The following is an 18,253-nucleotide window of genomic DNA, read 5'->3' as shown; positions in this document are numbered from 1 at the left end:
GTGAGGGGTCATCAGCGCAGGCCGACGTCGCGCGCGAAGCGCTCGCGGTCCCGTGTATCGGAGATCGCCGCCGCGAGTCTTTCGTGCAGCGCGCCGATGCTCGCGGCGCGTGGGGCTTCCCGCTTCGCGATGATGCCCGCGATCGGCCCGAGATAGACGGCGAGCTTGCGCGCCGCCGCGTGCACTTCGTCCGCTGCGAGCGAAGTGCGAGCGTCCGGCGGGGAGTGGCTCGCGAGCGGACCGGTGAGAGAGGCGTCGTTTCGAAACGCCGCGATGAACTGCGCCCGGCCTTTCTCCGACGGAATGCTCGGCGCGATCAACGCGATTAGCGCGCCGATATCCGTCGCGCGCTGCGCGCACCGCGCGACGAGCAGGCGGGCGACCGGGCCGATCTGCGCGGCAAGACACGCTTCGATTTGCCCGAGCGTGTTGTCCGGCCACGCGCTCAGCGAAGGCAGCGAGCCATGCGACGAAGGCGCGAGATTCGAAGCACGCGCTTCAAGCACGGTGCGGTCGTCGTCGCGGCCCGATGCCGTGCCTGCCGCGCCTGCCGCTTCGCGAATCGCATCGCCGAATGCGGCTGCGTTCGGAAAGCGCGACGCGCGCGCCTTGCCGAGCGCGCGCATCAGCACCGCATCGAACGCGGGCGGCAACGCGGGATTGCACGCCGACGGCGCGCGCGGCGTCTCGTGCATGACCTGCTGCATCACCGCGGCCTGCGACGCGCCCGCGAACGCGCGCTGTCCCGCCAACATCTGATAGAGGACGACCGCCGCCGAGAAGAGATCGGAGCGCGCATCGACGGCGTCGCCTGAAAACTGCTCCGGCGACATATAACCGGGCGTGCCGATCATTGCGCCGACCATCGTGAGCGCCGACGATTCCACATGCGCAATGCCGAAGTCCGTCACCTTGAGCCGGCCATCGGCGTCGATCAGCAAGTTGGCCGGCTTCACGTCGCGATGAATCACGCCGCGTTCGTGCGCGAAGCCGAGCGCCGCGAGCAACTGCGCGAACCACTCGAGCGCGGCGGCGAGGTCCGGAATGCGGCCGCCTTCGAGCACGCTTTTGAGGCTGCGCCCGCTCACGAGTTCCATCACGATATACGCGGTGTCGTCGGTTTCGCCGTAGTCGTACACGCCGACGATATTCGGATGCGCGAGCCGTCCCGCAGCCTGCGCCTCGTTCCGAAAACGCGCGATGAGACTCGCGCGTTCGCCGTTTTCCAGCAGTTCGCGCCGCACCGTCTTGATGGCGACGTGCCGCGCGATATGCGGATCGAACGCGCGATAGACGATGCCCATCGCGCCCGCGCCGAGCGTCTCGCCGATGCGGTACTTGCCGAGCGTGGTCAAGGACGGTTCGGTCATGGCGTCATGGCGGGCGTTAAGCTTCGATCATTCGGAACGCTTCGACGAGACTCGTCTTCATGCGCGCGAACGACGCCGCGAGCGAAGCGATCTCGTCGCGGCCGCGTTCGCTGAAGGTGGCGTCGTCGAGCTGGCCGAGGCTCGCCTGATCGGCGGCGCGCGAGAGGGCGCGGATGCGGCGCGTGACGAGCAGATGCACCATCACGTTGAGCGCGACGAGCAGCAGCACGAACACGCCGAGCAGCGAAACGAGGAACGTGCGCAGCAACGCGTCGCTGCGCGCGACCGGCAGCGCCATCGGCACCGAGACGAAGTCCGCGCCGATCACTTCGTGCATCGCCCAGTTGAAGCCGTTGTCGGGGCCGTACTTGTCGATGAGCGTGCGCGGCGCGCGCGACGGCACGCTGTGGCATTCCATGCACGCCGCATCGGTTATGCGGTTCGGGCGCGCGATATAGAGCGTCTTGCCCGTCGGCGTATCGCGCAGGCCGACGACTTCCTTCAGCTCGGGCTTGTCGTGCAGATGACGGATGACGTCGGTTTCCCAGTCGGATGGCCGGTCGCGCGGGTTCGTGGGATTGAGCATCGTCGAGCGATACGCGTAGCCGGACAGATGCTTTTCGAGCGCCATCAGCGTCTCGACCGCGGAAAACGCGGGCACGGATTGCGGCACGAAGCCATATTTGAGCTGCGTCTGCAAGAGCGGCGTGATCTGCGTCGCGGTGTAGTTCTGCGACGCGCTCGCCGCTTCCATGAGCACGCGCGCGTTCTGCACGGTTTCGTCGATGGCGGCGCGGCGCAGCAACTCCCGCGCGGCCAGTCCCGCCGACACGAAGCCGATCACGAACACGGCCAGAAAGACGAGGTTGAACTTGACGGCAAGCGACAGTCTCATGATTGGTCCTCGGAGGCGTTCGATTCGATCGGTGCAGCGGGTGTGATCTTGGGACGGCGCTGCGGCGGAGCAGGCGGGCAGAGCACGCGCCGCCATTCCGGAAGCTCGCGCAGATGCGCCCGCACTTGCGCGCGGAAAGGCTGCGCCTGAGCGAGCGGGCGAAACCGCGCGACGAACGTGCCGCGCAGGGCAAGCGGAGAGATCAGCCAGTCGCCGACATCCGCATACGACGCAGTGCGGCCCGCTGCCGGCGCCTTTTCCTTCGACACGACGCGCCGCGCGATGGAGCCGAGCGGATCGCGAAACGGCAGCGGCATCGCGGCGATGAAATCCGGCGCGGGGCGTGGCGCCGTATCGAGCGGCCTGGCGGCATCGGCGGGCGAGCGTTGCAGGTAGCGCTCGCCCGAGAGAAGCTGCGGCTCACGCCCGCGCCCGGAGAGCGTCAGCGCGACGCTGCCGTTCTCCAGAAAGAGCGACACCGCGTTCATATCCGTATGGACGACGGCCGAGCCTTCCGAAACCGCCGCGCGCCACGCCGCCGTATCGATCGGCCACGCCCCCGGCGCCGCGTGCATGCGCGCGACCTTGATCCAGCCGGAAAGCAGCGACAGCGAACCGCACGCGCCGGCCGTCGCATCGATGCCCACGCGCGTATCGGCGGCGAGCGCGGCGATGGAGCCGTCGTCGCATTCGATCTGCGCGCTCGCGTGCGGGCCCGTCGCGAGCAGATCGCCCGGTTCGAGCGCCAAAGGCGCATCGACTTCATAGACCGTCGTGGCGCGGATCAGCGTGACGGGGCCTTCGGGCAGCAGCGTCGCGTGGGCGGCTTCGGTGGCTTGTGCGGCGTGGACCGCGCATGCGAGCGCCATCGGTGCGCAGAATCGAAGCCATCGCAGGGAAGCGCGGGCGTTCATCGTCGTGTCTCGCTAGGCGTTGAGAAAACCGAGAACGACCTTGCGGAACGCGAGCGCCCAGGTCTGCTCTTCGGTGTGGCTCACGGCGAACTTGAGCAAGCCCTGGATCATCGGGTCCTTCGACTTGAAGGTGAAGCCCGAATCGTTCAGATACTCGGTGCCCCAGACCTTGAGGCTGTCGATGTACCGGCAGCCCGATGCGAACTGCGACTCGCTGATGACCGTCGCGTCGTCCTTGAACATCGCCAGAAAATGCATCTTGTCGCCGCAGATTCCCGAGTTCAGCGTGAGCACGGAGAGCGCCGGTATCGACACGGCATAGCGCTTGTACCAGCTATTGAAGGCGATCGGGCGCGTGTGCAGCGCGTCGCGTTCCAGGCGCGCCTGCCAGTGCTTTTTCGCGAGTTCGCAGAAGCGCTTGATGCGCCGGATCTCGACGAGCTTCCAGATGGTCTTAGCGAGCGTCTCGACGATGGACACGACGGCATCGACGATTGCGGTCGCGCCCTGGCTGCCGATCTGCAGGCCGAGGCTCGCGCCGCCCTTCACGAGATCGTAGACGCCCGAGCCGATGGAGAGCTTCATCGCGCGCCGGATCGCCTCGATGATGGTTCCCGGATGTCCCGCGAGCACTTGCACGTCGCGGCCCGCCACCCATTCGCGATACTTCGTGATGCTGCTGTCCACCGTATTGGCGATGCCCTTCGCAATGTCCAGCCCCGCGCCGATGAACGGCGCGGCGGTGGCGAGCAGCTTGTCGCACAGCACGTTGACGAGCTTGCGCAAGAGTCCCGGCACGGTGTCGAGCGCGAAGCCGCCCGGATCGTTGCGAATGTCGGCCACCTTCTCGCGGATCATGTCCCAGAGCTTCTTCGCGGCTTCCTCGACCTTCGCGCGAATCGAATCGTAGAGCCGGCGCGCCGCGCTCCCGAGCGCGGGCAGCGTGACGGTGCTGCGGTCGAGTTCCTTCGCATCGACGAGCTTCGGTCCCTTGTGCTTCTTGATCTTCTTCTGAACCTGTTCGAGCGCGACCGACGCCGACTTTTGCACGAGACTGTTGTCCAGCACGGCGCCCGCGCGCGATGCCGCCACGTTCGATTCCGGCGCGAGGCCGAGGCCCGCGTTCGTCACTTCGAACGCGCCTTCGAGCAGCACCTGGAAGGTGTCGTCCTCGATCTCCATGTTGCCGAAGAGATACAGCACGCCGAGCCGCGAGTTGATGAGCGCGGGCGTCATGAAGTCCATCGCGCCCGCCGCGGCATCGGTGTCGCCTTCGCCGCGCAACTGCCGCTCGAGTAGCGTGAAGTAATCCGAATCGTTGCGCGAACTGTTCTTCCAGGCATCGCCGGGACCGATGGACGCCTTCCAGTCCTCGAACGCCTTCACGAGTTCGTGGAACCGATAGACGGTGTGGTTGCGTCCGTAGAAGAGAATCTGTTCGTCGAGGCGCTTCAGCGGGGCGCTGCGCACCTGAAGCCGCGACGAGGTCCGGCGCAGCCATTTCTCGTAAGAGACGATGTCGGGCAGCCGGGCATACGAATAGGTCATGAAGGTCTCCCTGCGGTTCGATGAATGAACGCGGCACGCGTCACTCGTCACGCGTCACGAAGCGCGCACTCAGCACCAGGTGATGTCGCTCAGTTCCACGTAGTGCGTTTCGATGAGCCGCCCGCTGCGGCTGCGCACATCGACGCGATAGAAACAGCCGAGATTGAAGAAGCTCTGATCCATGGCATAGATGGCGCGGTGCATGACTGTCTCCGTTGGATGCGCGGCAGGCGTTGATTGCTGCTGCGTTCGCTACGAAAACAACGGGCGCGGCGGATTTGTTCCGCGCCCGGTGGGGAGAATATTTTTGTGAAGCGAGGGAATAGAGGCGGGATGCCGGGTGTTCGGCGGACGGCGCGGACGGGCGCGAATGGCGCGGACGGCGCGGACAGCGCGAAGGGCGCGGACGGCGCGGACGGCGCGGACGGCGCGGAAGGCGCGGAAGGCGCGGAAGGCGCGGAAGGCGCGGAAGGCGCGGAAGGCGCGGAAGGCGCGGAAGGCGCGGATGGCGCGGATGGCGCGGAAGACGCGGAAGACGCGGAAGACGCGGATGGCGCGGATGGCGCGGACAGCGCGAAGGGCGCGCACCCGCCCGAACATGAATGCGCGACTGCGTCCGTCGGCTACACGCGCTCGCGCTCGACCGCCGCGATCGCGGACAGCCCGAGCACGCGCTCGGACGCAACGGGCCGGCTCAACAGGAAGCCCTGCACGAAGTCGCATTGCGCGCGGCGCAGCAGGTCGAGCTGCGCGGGCTCCTCGACGCCTTCGCCGGTCACGCTCACGCCGAGCGCATGCGACATCTGAATGATGCCGGACACGATGTTGCGCGTGGCGTCGTCGTTTTCGAGGCGCGCGACGAACGAGCGGTCGATCTTGAGCGAGTCCGGCGCGAAATCCGCGAGATAGCGCAGGCTCGAATAGCCAGTGCCGAAGTCGTCGATGGCAATGCGAACGCCCAGCGCCTTGAGCGACGACAGCGTGCGCTGCGCGAGCGCGGCGTTCTCCATCAGCGCGCTTTCGGTGAGTTCGAGCTGCAGGCTCGATGCCGGCAACTGATGCCGCCGCAACGCGCCGCGCACCACATCGACGATATCGGAATCGCGCAGCTGCCGCGCCGACACGTTCACCGACACGCCGAGCGCGACCGCCCCCGCGCGCCGCCATTGCGCGAGCTGGCGCAGCGCGTCGTCGAGCACCCACGCGCCGACTTCGCTGATAAAGCCGCTCTCTTCGAGAATCGGAATGAACACGCCCGGCGAAACGAGGCCGCGCGTCGGATGCCGCCAGCGGATCAGCGCTTCGACGCTATGCACTTCGAGCGTGCGCGGCTCGTGGATCGCCTGATAGTGCAGGATGAACTGGTTGTTCGCGAGCGCGGCGGGCAGATCGCGTTCGAGCTCGAAATCGACGATGCGTTCCGTCGCATCCTTGTCCGCGAAGCGAAAGCCGTTGCGCCCGGCCTTTTTCGCGGCGTACATCGCGATATCGGCGCTCGTGAGAAGCGTTTCGGGGTCCGCGCCATTTTCCGGATACACCGAGATGCCGATCGACGCGGTCACGAACGCGCGCAGCCCCGCGCTCTGGCGCGTTCCGAGAAGCGCGCCGAGGATGTTCCTCGCGATCTGCGCGAGCCGTTCCTTGTCTTCGGCGCCCTCGACCAGCACCGCGAATTCGTCGCCGCCGAGACGCGCGAGGAACGCATCGGCGGGCAGCGTGGCGCTGATCGTTTCGCTGAGCGAGCGCAGCAGGCGGTCGGCGGCGGTGTGGCCGAGCGTGTCGTTCAGCACCTTGAAGCGGTCGAGATCGATGAACATCAGCGCGAACGCCTCGCTCTGCGCGCAGCGTTCCTCGATCCTGCGCACGAGCGCGCCGCGATTGGCGAGACCCGTCAGCGAATCGGAGAACGCAAGGCGGTCCAGTTCCGCGAGCCGTTCGTGTTCCGCGGTGATGTCCTCGCTGATGCCAACGATGCGCGCGACCTTGCCGCCCTCGTCGATGACGGGATAGCCGGTGCTGCGAATCCAGCGCACGTCACCGCCCGGCCTGCGAATGCGGTACTGCATGCGTCCGCCCGTCGCATTTTCCGCGATGAGGCGCATCGCCGCCTCGACATGCGGCCGGTCATCCGCAAGCACGAGGTCCATCCACGCCTGCGGGCGCTTTCTGAGCGACGCGGCGTCCAGCCCGAACACGGACGCGCAGCCCGCGCTCACGTGATGAAAGAAGCTGAAATCCGCGCTGTACGAGTAGAAGCACAGGCTGACGTGCGCTTCCATTTCCGACATGAGCGCATCTTTCGCGCGCAGATCGGCGATGAGCGCCGCCTCCGCGGTCACGTCGAGCGACGCGCACAGCACGCCAAAGACGCCGCCCTTGCCGTCGTCGATCGGAATGAGGCGCGACTCCCATACCTTCGGGATGCCTGCCGTCGTCGGGCATGCGGCGGTGAACGCGGTGCGCGAGCCGGCGAGCGCGCCTTCGAGCGCGGTGCGCGCGGCGCGTGCGTCGTCGCCTGACCAGAAGCCGAGCCAGTCGGCGCCCGCGAGCGCCTCCGGGTTGGCCGCGTGCATCAACTGCGCGCCGTACTCGGAAATGCGGACCATGCGGCCGTTCGAATCGAGCAGCTTGAGGCACTCGCGGTTCGCATCGAGCAGGGCCTTGGCGAGCGCGCCGGTCGCTTTCGCGCGCGCGGCGGCCTGCTGCGCGTGGCGCAGCCCGAGCACGAGAACCATCGCGGCAGCCGCCGCGGCGACCCCGAACGCGGCTTCGCGCGAAATCGCCGCGAGGGCGAAGAACACGGCGACATAAGCGCCGAGCGCCGCCAGCGCATGCTGCGCGATGCTCGTGAGCGGGAGCGCCGCGCCTCGCGCGCGAAGCGCAAGAAAGAACGCGAGGAAGCCCTGATTCTGCGGGAAGCGTAGCTCCGAACGCGCATCTCCCTGTGTCGGGTGGCCGCGCAGCGGATCGGGCGAAGCGGGCGAGGCGTGGTGGAGCATTGACGTCTTGATGCGGGAATTTTTTCGATGAACGCGGATTCGGGTACCGGCCGCGCGATGGATTCAAGCGTGTTTACGACGCATCGGCGGGGAAGCTTTAGGGCGGGCGGCGGTGTGGCGCTGTAGGGCGGCTCGGCGTACCGTTCTTTCATGTCGCTAACTTGCGACGCCTCGTGCGCGACACTGGACACGCGGAGGCGAGGCATAGTCGCGTCTTGCGGGCGCGGCGCCTTTGCCCGCGTTTCCCTATAATCGCCGTTTTTCGAAGCGGCAGCGGCGGGAATCCGATGGACGTTTTGTGGAAGGCTCTGGTCGGCGGTCTCGTAACCGCGCTCATCACAATGGCATCCAGGCGAGGCAACGTGCTGCCCGGCATCCTGCCGCTCGTGCCCACGTTCGCGATCATCGCGCTCATCGCCGTAGGCTCGAAAGGCGACGCGGACGGCTTTCGGACCGCGTGCCTTTCCGGTGCGCGAACCATCCCCGCGTACCTCGTCTTTCTCGGCGCGTGCTACGTGCTCACGCATTACGTCGACTATCGGCTCGCCATTCTCGGCGGACTGGCCGCGTGGCTCGTCGTCGCGTTGACGATCTTTCTCGCGCCGCGCTTCCTGTAGCCGCGCGCGCTCACGCGTCGCGGCGCGCGATGCGCGTGAGCGCGAAGGTCCGGCGCAACGCGAAGCCGAGACGTTCGTACACCGCGATGGCGGCGTGATTGTGGCCGAAGACGTGCAGGAACGCGGTGTCGCCGCGCGCTTCGATTTGCCGCCGCAGCACGCTGACGAGCCGCCCCGCGATGCCGCGATTGCGCCACGCGTCGTCCACGCAGACGCCGCTGATTTCCACGTAGCCGCTCATCTTCATGCGCTCGCCCGCCATCGCGACGAGCCGCCCCGCGTCGCGCAGCCCTATGTAGCTGCCCATTTCGTGCGTCCGCTTGCCGAACGGGCCGGGCTGCGTGCGCGCGACGAGCGCCAGCATGTCGGGCGAATCCGCCGCGCCGAGCGTGACGAAACCGCTTTCTTCGATGCGCGCGGGCGCTTCGCGCGTCGCCACCATCTGATGAATCGTGCCGATATGCGTCGCCTGCAGCGCATCGGTCACGGCGGGCGCATCGGCGGATAAGACGACGACCTGTTCCCCCGGCATCAACAACCGATGCAGCGCCTGCCACGCGGCCTCGGTCTCGCATGCGACGGCGGCGAACGGCGCGACATCGGCGAGATAGCGGCGCGCGAGCGCATCGCCCGCGCCGAGGTGCGCTTGCTGCGTGGCGAGCGCGGTCCAGATGGGTTGATCGAGCGGAGAGGGAAAGGCGGGCATGGCGTCGTCCGGTTGAGTGGGATTCGAGCATCGTCGTTACTGTAGACGGCGCGTGGCGCGGGTACTATTGTCGCGAATGCCAACTTTGGGGGTCATTTACGCCATGCGACTGACGGTTCTCGCCCTCGACGGCGTGTTCGATACCGCGCTTTGCACCGTGCTCGATGCGTTCAACACCGCGAACGAACTCGCGGGCATCGACGCGCGCGGCGCGCGCCCGCACTTCGACGTTGAGGTGATCGGCGTGCGTCGCGAAGTTCGGACGGCGCTCGGCATGCGTGTGCCTGTCGAACCGCTCGCCGCGATGCGCGATTCGGACTGGCTCGTCGTGCCGGCGCCCGGCACCAAGATGCCGGAGCAACTCTTGCCGGCCCTCGCGCGCCGCGACATGGCCGACGCGATGGCGCTCGTCAACGAGCGCCATGCAGGCGGCGTGAAGGTCGCGGCGGCGTGCATCGGCACGTTCGTGCTGGCGGAGGCCGGCTTGCTCGACGGGCGCGAGGCGACCACGAGCTGGTGGCTCGCGCCGCTCTTCCGGCAGCGGTATCCGCAGGTTCGGCTGGACAGCACGCGGATGCTCGTGCCTTCCGGCGACATCGCGACGGCGGGCGCCGCGATGGGCCATCTCGATCTCGCGCTGTGGCTCATCAATCAGGCAAGCCCGGATATCGCGTCCACCGTCGCGCGCTATTTGCTCGTGGACCCGCGGCCTTCGCAGGCGCCTTACATGATCCCCGCGCATCTGGCTCGCGCCGATCCGCTCGTCGAACGCTTCGAGCGCTGGGCGCGCGGCCGTCTCGCGGAAGGCTTCTCGCTCGACGCCGCAGCAAAAACGCTCGCCACCAGCGGACGAACCTTGCAGCGGCGCATCGAAGCCGTGCTGGGCAAATCGCCGCTTGCGTATTTTCAGGACCTTCGCGTGGAGCGCGCGGTGCATCTGCTGCGCACGAGCCGGCTCGGCGTCGATGCCATCGCGATGCAAGTCGGCTATGCGGACGGCGCGACGCTGCGCACGCTATTGCGCCGGCGTCTGGGACGCGGCGTGCGCGAGATACGCGGCGGCGCCAGCGATGATTGAGGACGGGAGCGCATCGGCGCGACGGATGAACGCCGCGCCGACGGCTTGTATGACGCTAAACCGCGCTTATCGAGCGGTCGCGTTTTCCGGCTCGTTGCTCGTATAGACCGGTGTTTCCCGACGCTCGCTCGGCGCGGGCTTGCCTTCGAGCGGCGGCAGCTTCTTCGCCTCTTCGAGATCGATGCCCGCGCCTTGCGCGACGCGCGTGCCGTAGTCCGGGTCGCAATGCCAGAAATGCCAGACCATGCGCAACGCGATGGGTTTCGGGCAAGCCTTCATGTCGGCGACGAGATTCGCGATGAGATCGTCGCGCTCCCAGTCCTCGAAGCTGCGGTAGCGTTCGCCCGCCTGCCGGTAGTCGTCCTGCGTGCGCGAAGTCTGATAGCGCCCGAGATGACCTTCGACCCACTGGTGATAGTCGTGCTCCTTCTTGGGCGCTTCCTCGAGTCCGCCGATCATGCTCGGCTCGTAGTTCACATGCGGATTCTCGCCCGCGTTGTCCACGTAATAGGCCATTTGTCCGTCGCGCTGATTGGTGCGCGCGCCGTTCTTCGGCGCGTTGACCGGCAATTGCAGATAGTTCGGCCCCACTCGATACCGCTGCGTATCCGAATACGATAGCGTTCGTCCTTGCAGCATCTTGTCGTCCGAGAAGTCGATGCCGTCCACCAGCACGCCGGTGCCGAATGCCGACTGCTCCGTTTCCGCGAAGACGTTCTTCGGATTCGCGTTCAGCACGAGACGGCCTACCGGCAACAGCGGGAACGTGTCCTCGGGCCAGCGCTTGGTGTCGTCGAGCGGATCGAAGTCCAGTTCGGGATGCGCGTCGTCGGACATGATCTGCACGCACATTTCCCATTCGGGATAGTCGCCGCGTTCGATGGCATCGTAGAGATCGCGCGTGGCATGGCCGACATCGCGCGCCTGAATCTCGGCCGCCTGCTCGGACGTCAAGTTCTTCACGCCGAGCTTCGGCTGGAAGGAGAACTTGACGAGCACCGCTTCGCCCTGATCGTTCACGAGCTTGTACGTGTTGACGCTCGAACCTTCCATGTGGCGATAGTCGGCGGGAATGCCCCACGGACTTTTCACCCATGTGACCATGTGCAGCGATTCTGGATGATGCGCGATGAAGTCATAGAAGCGCCACGCTTCCTGCCGGTTCGACACGGGATCGGGCTTGAATGCGTGGATCATGTCGGGAAACTTGATCGCATCGCGAATGAAGAAAATCTTGAGATTATTGCCGACGAGATCCCAATTGCCGTCTTCGGTATAGAACTTGATCGCGAAGCCGCGCGGATCGCGCGCCGTCTCGGGCGATTCCTTTCCGCCGATTACCGTGGAGAAGCGCAAAAAGACTGGCGTCTTTACGCCGGCTTTCGTTAGCACTTTCGCGCGCGTGTATTTCTCCGCGGATTCGTCGCCGATTTTGCCGTAAGCCTCGAAATAACCGTGCGCCGCCGTGCCGCGCGCATGCACGACGCGTTCGGGAATCCGTTCGCGGTCGAAGTGCGTGATCTTTTCAATGAACGGATAGTTTTCGAGCGTCGCAGGCCCGCGTTCGCCGACGGTGCGCAAACTCTGGTTATCCTCGACAGGGTGTCCCTGTCGCGTGGTCAGTACTTGTTTTTCGCTCATAACGTGCTCCTTGCTCCGTGCCAGCTTCATAGTTGACGTTGGGCGCCGGCGCATCCCGCGGCGCACCGGCGTTCGGTACAGCAAACTGCATACCGTTTTTTCGATTCCGTTCGAAGGCGACGCGTGTCGAAGATTCGTCGATGATCGCGCGTCGGTGTGTCTTTATAGTTAAGGCGCAAGTCGGGAGGGATGCAATGGGTGCGTGAGGGCCTGGATAAGGCGCATTCGGCGCGGCCCGTTACGCCCGTTTGCTTGCTGTCGAAATGTGTAGGCTTGGTCGCCTGTCGCTTATGTAGTTGTATGCTGGACTGTCTCATCGATTTGTGAGCGTTTTCAAAGCAGATGCCTCAAAAACGCATAACGAAATGAATATGCGACGAGAGTCAGGGATACATGCATTCGGGTAACTCTCCTGAGAGGAAAACAGAATGCGGTCTGGAATCCGCAGGCGGATGGCCAGTTCATGCTTTCGGTGGGAGTTTTGTTATTCGGCTGTTCCGATCATCAAAACGAGACCTGGATAGCTAAGGCGTTGCATATCGTTCGGCCCGCTTATTGCGAATTCGAAGCCTCAATGAACACCCTCCCAAAGGAGCGAACATGAAACAACGTCGACTGGGCGCAACCGGTCCGCAATCGTCGATCATCGGCCTCGGCTGCATGGGGATGTCGGGCATGTACGGGCCGTCCGATCGCGCCGAGAGCATCGCCACCATTCACGCGGCGCTGGAGGCGGGCGTCACGCTGCTCGATACCGGCGACTTCTACGGCATGGGCCACAACGAGATGCTGATCGGCGAAGCGTTGAAGAGCGCGCCGCCCTCGCGCCGCGATCATGCGATCCTGAGCGTGAAGTTCGGCGGCATGCGCGACCCGGCAGGCAACTGGACCGATTACGATGCGCGGCCCAACGCCGTCAGGAACTTTCTCGCCTACACGTTGCAGCGTCTCAACGTCGACCATATCGACATCTATCGACCCGCGCGGCTCGATCCGAAGGTGCCGATCGAGGACACCGTCGGCGCCATCGCCGACATGATCCGGGCGGGCTATGTGCGTCACGTCGGCCTTTCGGAAGTGGGCGCGGCGACGATCGCAAAAGCCGCCGCCGTGCATCCCGTCTGCGACCTCCAGATCGAGTATTCGCTGATCTCGCGCGGCATCGAGGACGCGATCTTGCCGGCGTGCCGCGCGCATGGCATCGGCATCACCGCGTATGGCGTGCTGTCGCGCGGACTCATCAGCGGACACTGGACGAAGGATTCCGCGCAGTCGGGCGACTGGCGCGCGCACAGTCCGCGCTTTCAGCAAGGCAACGTCGAACGCAATCTCGCGCTCGTCGATGCGCTCGCAAAAATCGCGCAGGCAAAAGGCGCGAGCGTCGCGCAGATCGCGATTGCGTGGGTGCTCGCGCAGGGCGACGATATCGTTCCGCTCATCGGCGCGCGGCGGCGGGAACGCCTGAACGAATCGCTCGGCGCGCTCGACGTGACGCTCGATGCGAACGACCTCGCCGCGATCGAAGCGGCCGTGCCAAAGGGCGCCGCGGCCGGCGACCGCTACGCGGCCGCGCAAATGGCGCATCTCGACAGCGAGACGCACTGAAACGCCGCCGGGCGGGTCCGCGAGTTGCAAGGCTCGCTCGGTCTGCGCGATGCGGGAAAGCGCGCGGCATCACCGCTAATCGAAAGCCGCAGCGCGGCGAAGGAGATTTTCATGAAGGCATTCGTGGTCCGCGCGCCGGGCGGACTGGACAAGCTCGAAATCCGCGACGTTCCCGATCCCGGCCAGCCGGGTCCGGGCCAGATTCGCGTCGCGCTGCACGCGACCTCGCTCAATTTTCACGATCTGCTCGTGGTGAGCGGCAAGAGCCCGACCGCCGATGGCCGTATCCCGATGGCCGACGGCGCGGGCGTCGTCGAAGCCGTCGGCGAGGGCGTGAGCGAATTCCGCCCGGGCGACCACGTCGTGTCGTGCTTCTTTCCGCAATGGCCGGATGGCCTGCCGCAGGCCGAGGTCGGCAACTTCGCGGGCACGCCGGGCGACGGCATCGACGGCATGGCGACGATGCACGTCGTCTGCGCGGCGGGCGCGTTCACGCATGCGCCGCGCGGCTGGAGCCATGCCGAAGCCGCGACCATCACGACGGCGGGCCTCACCGCCTGGCGCGCGCTCGTCGTGGACGGCGCGCTGAAGGCCGGCGACACGGTGCTCGCGCTCGGCACGGGCGGCGTGTCGATCGCGGCGTTGCAGATCGGCAAGATGATGGGCGCGCGGGTGATCGTCACATCCTCCTCGGACGAGAAGCTCGCGCGCGTGAGCGCGCTCGGCGCCGACGATGTCGTCAACTATCGGACGCACGAGAAGTGGGCCGGCAAGGTGCGCGAACTGACGGGCGGGCGCGGCGTCGATCACGTTATCGAGGTCGGCGGGCCGGGCACGCTCGCGCAGTCCATCGAAGCGGTGCGCGTGGGCGGGCATATCTCGCTCATCGGCGTGCTGACCGGACGCGAAGGCACCGTGCCGACTGCGCTTCTGATGGCGCGGCAGGCGCGGCTGCAGGGTCTCATCGTCGGCAGCCGGCGGCAGCAGCAGGAGTACGTGCGCGCGCTGGAGCAGGGCGGCGTGCGGCCCGTCATCGACCGGACATTTCCCTTCGATGCCCTCGCCGATGCGTTCCGGCATCAGGAAAGCGGCGCGCATCTGGGCAAGGTCTGCGTGGAATGGTGACATGCGGTGACGCGTGGTGACGCACGCGGTAGTCCGCTTCCGAAAACGTGGCATGTGCATTGCAGGGTCGGCTCAATCCCATGAGTCGACCAGAAAGGAGCACGCCATGACAAGCAAACGCATAACCAGTTTCGCCCTGATGCTGTCGGCAGCGAGCGCGGTAGCCACGATGATCCCGACAGCCGCGCACGCCGACGACACCACGCGCGGCGCGGCAGGCGGAACGCTCGTTCTGGCGCAGGCGACGCCGGGCAACCAGCAGCGCAACGAAGGCGTCGGCGTGCGCGGCGGGCAGTCGGGCCAGAGCGGTCAGGGCGCGAGTCCGCAGGGCGGGCAGGGCGCCGCGACGCAGACCGGCACGCCGCCCGCGCAGCTCAAGCGCGACGAAGAGGCGCACCAGCGCGGACAAGCCGGACATTCCGGCGCATCCGGGACCGGCGCGAAGTAAAGTCCTGCCGCCCTTCAATCCTCTTCGGGGAGCAGATCCGCCACGGCGCGATGGCTCGCCGGATCGAACGGCGTGTGCGTTGCCGCGAACTCGATGCGATACCCCCGGTGCACACGCGCCTCGCGCTCGCCGACCGCCGCACGCACGCGCTCGACGAGCGCCTCGGTTTCTGTCAGGCCCGCATCGGTGAGCAGCACGCCGAACTCGTCGCCGCCGAGCCGCGCGATCACGTCGCTTTCATCGAACACCTCCCGTAACGCTTCGGAGAAGGTCTGCAGCGCGCGATCGCCCTCGGCGTGCCCGTAGGTGTCGTTGATCGCGCGAAAGCCGGTGAGATCGAAGACGAGCAGCGTGGCGGGCCGCGCGAGCCGCTTGCAGACGTTGAGCGCGTGCTGCGCCAGCGCCTCGAAGCCGCGCCGGTTCGAAAGCAGCGTCAGTTCGTCGATGGTCGCGAGTTGCAGCGCGGCGATCTCCTGTTCGGCCATGCGCCCGAGATCGCGCAGAAGCCGGCGCTCTTCCTCGCCGAACGCGCGCGGCTTCTCGTCGATGAGACAGAGCGTGCCGAGCTTCTCGCCATTGGGCAGGCCGAGCGGATAGCCCGCATAGAAGCGGATGAACGGCTGCCCGACCACGAGCGGATTGTCGTGGAACCGGAAGTCGGCGCGCGCATCGGGGACGATCAGCACGTCGCTGCCGACGATGGCGTGCGCGCAGAACGACACGTCGCGCGACGTCTCGCGGGTCTTTAGCCCGTTGCACGACTTGAACCACTGGCGGTTCTCGTCGACGAGACTCACGAGCGCGATCGGCACGCCGAACACGCGCTTCGCGAGCCGCGTCAGGCGGTCGAACCGCTCTTCCGGCGGCGTGTCGAGAATGTTGAGCGATCGCAGCGCCGCGATGCGCTCGCTTTCGTTGGCTGGTTGAATGGGGACGAGCATCGGTCGTGAATGATCGAGGTTCCGGATGCCGGGCTGCGCCGGCAGAACTGCATCATATTTTAACGTTTCCGCATCCCCATGCGCGGCGCTGATGGTCATGCGGAGCCGCGCTCGATATCGATATGAAACCTCGTTGTTTCGTGCCGCGAAACGCCGTGACTAGAATGGTTCGCCTTCGCCGGGCTTCCGGCTCATCACCGCGCGTCCATGCCACGACCACTGACCCGAACCTCTTCGTCCATTGCGACGCGCAGCTTCGCGCGGGAATATCCCGCCGCGCTGCGTCTGCTCCTCGACCAGCTTGCCGCGCATCCCGACGAAGCGGCGCGCTTTCTCTCGAGCATTACGGGCGTGCCGAACGACGTGCGGACGAAAGCCATCGGCCGGCTCGAATGGGGCGTAACCTATCCGATCAGCGAGCAAGTCATCGCCGCGCAGCAGGATTCGGCCGATCTCGCGTTTCGGGACAAGGTCATTCCACGCCGCATCGGTGTGCGCGAGGCGATGTTGCAGATCAAATGACGTGCGGATAGCGAGTTATGCAAGAGTTATCGAAGAAGAAGCGGCGCGGGAGTGCGCCGGATGCGCCGAATGCGCGGCGCGACGCCATGCGCAAGCTCGCGGTCGGCGCGCTCGCGGCAGGCGCCGCATTGCGGGCTCATGCGCGCACGACGCCCGATACGGCCAGCATCGCACCGCTCGAAGTCGAGCCGTGGACGCTCGCGCCGGGCGCATCGCTGCTGTCGCCGCCTTACGGCGTGCCTTCATCGTTCGAAGCCGACGTGTTCCGGCGCAGCGCGCGCGCCCCCGCGATGCCCGGCTCCGGCTCGTCGATGACGCCGCTCGCGGACCTGTCCGGCACGCTCACGCCGAACGGCCTCGTCTACGAGCGTCATCACGCGGGCGTGCCCGCCATCGATCCCGAGCGGCATCGGCTCGCGATTCACGGCCTCGTGCGCGAGCCGCGCATCTTCAGCATGGACGACCTGTTGCGCCTGCCGTCCGAATCGCGCGTGTATTTTCTGGAATGCTCGGGCAATACCGGCACCGAATGGAACGGTCCGAGCGGCTTGCCCGTGCAACTCACGCACGGCCTGCTTTCGTGCTGCGAATGGACCGGCGTGCGTCTTTCCACGCTGCTCGACGAAGTCGGCGTGGACCCGTCCGCGCAATGGGTGCTCGCCGAAGGCGCGGACGGCGCCGCGTTGACGCGCACCCTGCCGCTCGAGCGCATCGTCGAGCGGGCGCTCGTCGCGTATGCGCAGAACGGCGAGCGTCTGCGCGCGGAGAACGGCTATCCGGTGCGGCTCATCGTGCCGGGCTTCGAGGGCAACACGAACATCAAGTGGCTGCGGCGCCTGAAGCTCGTGCGCGGCCCGGAGATGACGCGCGAGGAAACGTCCAAGTACACGGGACTTCTGCCCGATGGCCGCGCGCGCCAGTTCGTCTTCGAGATGGACGCGAAATCGGTCATCACGCGCCCGTCGGCGGGGCACCGCCTGACGGCGCGCGGTTACTACGCGATCAGCGGCTACGCGTGGTCGGGCCGCGGACGCATACGCAGCGTCGATGTCTCGACCGATGGCGGTAAGACCTGGCGGCCCGCGCGCCTGACGAGCGCCGTCCACGACCGCGCGCTCACGCGCTTCGAAGCGGACTGGCAATGGGACGGCGCGCCGGCGAATCTGCAAAGCCGCGCCATCGACGAGACCGGCTATGTGCAGCCCACGCACGATGCGCTCGTGGCCGCGCGCGGCGTCAATTCGCAATACCACTACAACGGCATACAGAACTGGCATGTCGAGGCGACGGGCGAGGTGCGCAATGCGTAAGCCGCTTTTTATAGCTTCGTTCACGATGATCTGCGCCCTCTCCACGACCATCCATGCCGCGAGCGCCGATTACGGCATCGGACAGCCCGTCGATGAAAAAGCGCTTGCCGCATGGAACATCGACGTGGACCCAGCCGGACACGGCCTGCCAGCCGGTTCCGGCGATGTCGCGCACGGCTGGGAGATTTTTGCGGCGAAATGCGCCGCGTGTCACGGCGCGAAAGGCGAGGGCGGCATCGGCGATCCGCTCGCGGGCGGCATCGGCACGCTCACCGGCGCGAAGCCGAAGAAGACGGTCGGCAGTTACTGGCCCTATGCGACGACGCTCTTCGACTACATTCGCCGCGCGATGCCGTACAACGCGCCGCAGTCGCTCTCCGCCGACGAAGTCTATGCCGTGAGCGCGTATGTGCTGAACCTGAACGGCATCGTGCCCGGCGACGCGCGCCTCGATGCGAAGTCGCTTCCGAAAGTGAAGATGCCGAACCGCGATGGTTTCGTCGGCGATCCGCGGCCCGGCGCGCTGTGACGCGC

At 66.5% G+C, this 18,253-nt stretch carries 18 protein-coding genes; 8 read left to right on the top strand and 10 right to left on the bottom strand.

All coding sequences use genetic code 11. The features are described 5' to 3' along the window. Positions 1-11 precede the first annotated feature (11 nt). From LDZ27_RS23690 to LDZ27_RS23665, 7 genes are all read right to left on the bottom strand, one after another. On the bottom strand, positions 12-1,370 hold the full coding sequence (locus LDZ27_RS23690; protein ID WP_244817548.1) for a serine/threonine-protein kinase: 1,359 nt from the start codon (positions 1,368-1,370) through the stop codon (positions 12-14). A gap of 16 nt (positions 1,371-1,386) precedes the next feature. Next, on the bottom strand, positions 1,387-2,265 hold the full coding sequence (locus LDZ27_RS23685; RefSeq protein WP_244817547.1) for a DUF3365 domain-containing protein: 879 nt from the start codon (positions 2,263-2,265) through the stop codon (positions 1,387-1,389). Next, positions 2,262-3,134 carry a FecR domain-containing protein gene (locus LDZ27_RS23680; RefSeq protein WP_244817546.1) on the bottom strand — a complete coding sequence of 291 codons (873 nt, stop codon included), beginning with the start codon at positions 3,132-3,134 and terminating at the stop codon, positions 2,262-2,264. The genes LDZ27_RS23685 and LDZ27_RS23680 overlap by 4 nt, the downstream gene beginning before the upstream one ends. 57 nt (positions 3,135-3,191) lie before the next feature. Then, positions 3,192-4,727: a hypothetical protein gene (locus LDZ27_RS23675; protein ID WP_244817545.1), complete on the bottom strand. Its 1,536-nt coding sequence runs from the start codon at positions 4,725-4,727 to the stop codon at positions 3,192-3,194. Positions 4,728-4,796: 69 nt separating this feature from the next. Next, positions 4,797-4,931, bottom strand: coding sequence for a hypothetical protein (locus tag LDZ27_RS28890; protein ID WP_255751462.1), 135 nt, complete (start codon positions 4,929-4,931; stop codon positions 4,797-4,799). A 48-nt stretch (positions 4,932-4,979) separates the two neighbouring features. Next, positions 4,980-5,327, bottom strand: a complete 348-nt coding sequence (locus LDZ27_RS23670) for a hypothetical protein (protein WP_244817544.1) — start codon at positions 5,325-5,327, stop codon at positions 4,980-4,982. A 23-nt stretch (positions 5,328-5,350) separates the two neighbouring features. Further along, on the bottom strand, positions 5,351-7,726 hold the full coding sequence (locus LDZ27_RS23665) for a bifunctional diguanylate cyclase/phosphodiesterase (RefSeq protein WP_244817543.1): 2,376 nt from the start codon (positions 7,724-7,726) through the stop codon (positions 5,351-5,353). Between the two features lie 341 nt (positions 7,727-8,067). Between LDZ27_RS23665 and LDZ27_RS23660 the strand changes: the two genes are divergently transcribed. Then, positions 8,068-8,343 (top strand): GlpM family protein, encoded by a 276-nt coding sequence (locus LDZ27_RS23660; RefSeq protein WP_244817542.1) that lies wholly within the window; start codon positions 8,068-8,070, stop codon positions 8,341-8,343. Between the two features lie 10 nt (positions 8,344-8,353). Here the strand turns inward: LDZ27_RS23660 and LDZ27_RS23655 are convergent, their stop codons facing one another. Next, positions 8,354-9,049 (bottom strand): GNAT family N-acetyltransferase, encoded by a 696-nt coding sequence (locus tag LDZ27_RS23655; RefSeq protein ID WP_244817541.1) that lies wholly within the window; start codon positions 9,047-9,049, stop codon positions 8,354-8,356. Between the two features lie 103 nt (positions 9,050-9,152). Between LDZ27_RS23655 and LDZ27_RS23650 the strand changes: the two genes are divergently transcribed. Next, complete coding sequence (locus LDZ27_RS23650) at positions 9,153-10,127, top strand: GlxA family transcriptional regulator (RefSeq protein WP_244817540.1); 975 nt, start codon at positions 9,153-9,155, stop codon at positions 10,125-10,127. 66 nt (positions 10,128-10,193) lie between these two features. Here the strand turns inward: LDZ27_RS23650 and LDZ27_RS23645 are convergent, their stop codons facing one another. After that, positions 10,194-11,768, bottom strand: a complete 1,575-nt coding sequence (locus LDZ27_RS23645; RefSeq protein WP_244817539.1) for a catalase — start codon at positions 11,766-11,768, stop codon at positions 10,194-10,196. Positions 11,769-12,368: 600 nt separating this feature from the next. Between LDZ27_RS23645 and LDZ27_RS23640 the strand changes: the two genes are divergently transcribed. The 3 genes from LDZ27_RS23640 to LDZ27_RS23630 all read left to right on the top strand — a co-directional run bounded on the left by LDZ27_RS23640 (position 12,369) and on the right by LDZ27_RS23630 (position 14,946). Beyond that, on the top strand, positions 12,369-13,373 hold the full coding sequence (locus LDZ27_RS23640; protein WP_244817538.1) for an aldo/keto reductase: 1,005 nt from the start codon (positions 12,369-12,371) through the stop codon (positions 13,371-13,373). Between the two features lie 111 nt (positions 13,374-13,484). Then, positions 13,485-14,498 carry an NAD(P)-dependent alcohol dehydrogenase gene (locus tag LDZ27_RS23635; protein ID WP_244817537.1) on the top strand — a complete coding sequence of 338 codons (1,014 nt, stop codon included), beginning with the start codon at positions 13,485-13,487 and terminating at the stop codon, positions 14,496-14,498. A 106-nt stretch (positions 14,499-14,604) separates the two neighbouring features. After that, positions 14,605-14,946: a hypothetical protein gene (locus tag LDZ27_RS23630; protein WP_244817536.1), complete on the top strand. Its 342-nt coding sequence runs from the start codon at positions 14,605-14,607 to the stop codon at positions 14,944-14,946. 14 nt (positions 14,947-14,960) lie between these two features. Here LDZ27_RS23630 and LDZ27_RS23625 read toward each other — a convergent pair whose 3' ends face one another. Next, on the bottom strand, positions 14,961-15,887 hold the full coding sequence (locus tag LDZ27_RS23625) for a sensor domain-containing diguanylate cyclase (RefSeq protein ID WP_244817535.1): 927 nt from the start codon (positions 15,885-15,887) through the stop codon (positions 14,961-14,963). 207 nt (positions 15,888-16,094) lie between these two features. On the opposite strand from LDZ27_RS23625, the gene LDZ27_RS23620 reads away from it, so the two are divergent. From LDZ27_RS23620 to LDZ27_RS23610, 3 genes are read left to right on the top strand one after another with little or no spacing between them, the layout of a single operon-like run. Beyond that, on the top strand, positions 16,095-16,409 hold the full coding sequence (locus tag LDZ27_RS23620; protein ID WP_244817534.1) for a hypothetical protein: 315 nt from the start codon (positions 16,095-16,097) through the stop codon (positions 16,407-16,409). 17 nt (positions 16,410-16,426) lie between these two features. Continuing rightward, positions 16,427-17,719, top strand: a complete 1,293-nt coding sequence (gene soxC, locus LDZ27_RS23615) for a sulfite dehydrogenase (RefSeq protein WP_370653463.1) — start codon at positions 16,427-16,429, stop codon at positions 17,717-17,719. Next, positions 17,712-18,248 (top strand): c-type cytochrome, encoded by a 537-nt coding sequence (locus tag LDZ27_RS23610; protein ID WP_244817533.1) that lies wholly within the window; start codon positions 17,712-17,714, stop codon positions 18,246-18,248. The genes soxC and LDZ27_RS23610 overlap by 8 nt, the downstream gene beginning before the upstream one ends. The last annotated feature ends 5 nt before the right edge of the window (positions 18,249-18,253 follow it).

The organism is Caballeronia sp. Lep1P3 (assembly GCF_022879595.1).
Classification (GTDB): Bacteria; Pseudomonadota; Gammaproteobacteria; order Burkholderiales; family Burkholderiaceae; genus Caballeronia.
This window is presented reverse-complemented; position numbering and strand designations above follow the sequence as displayed.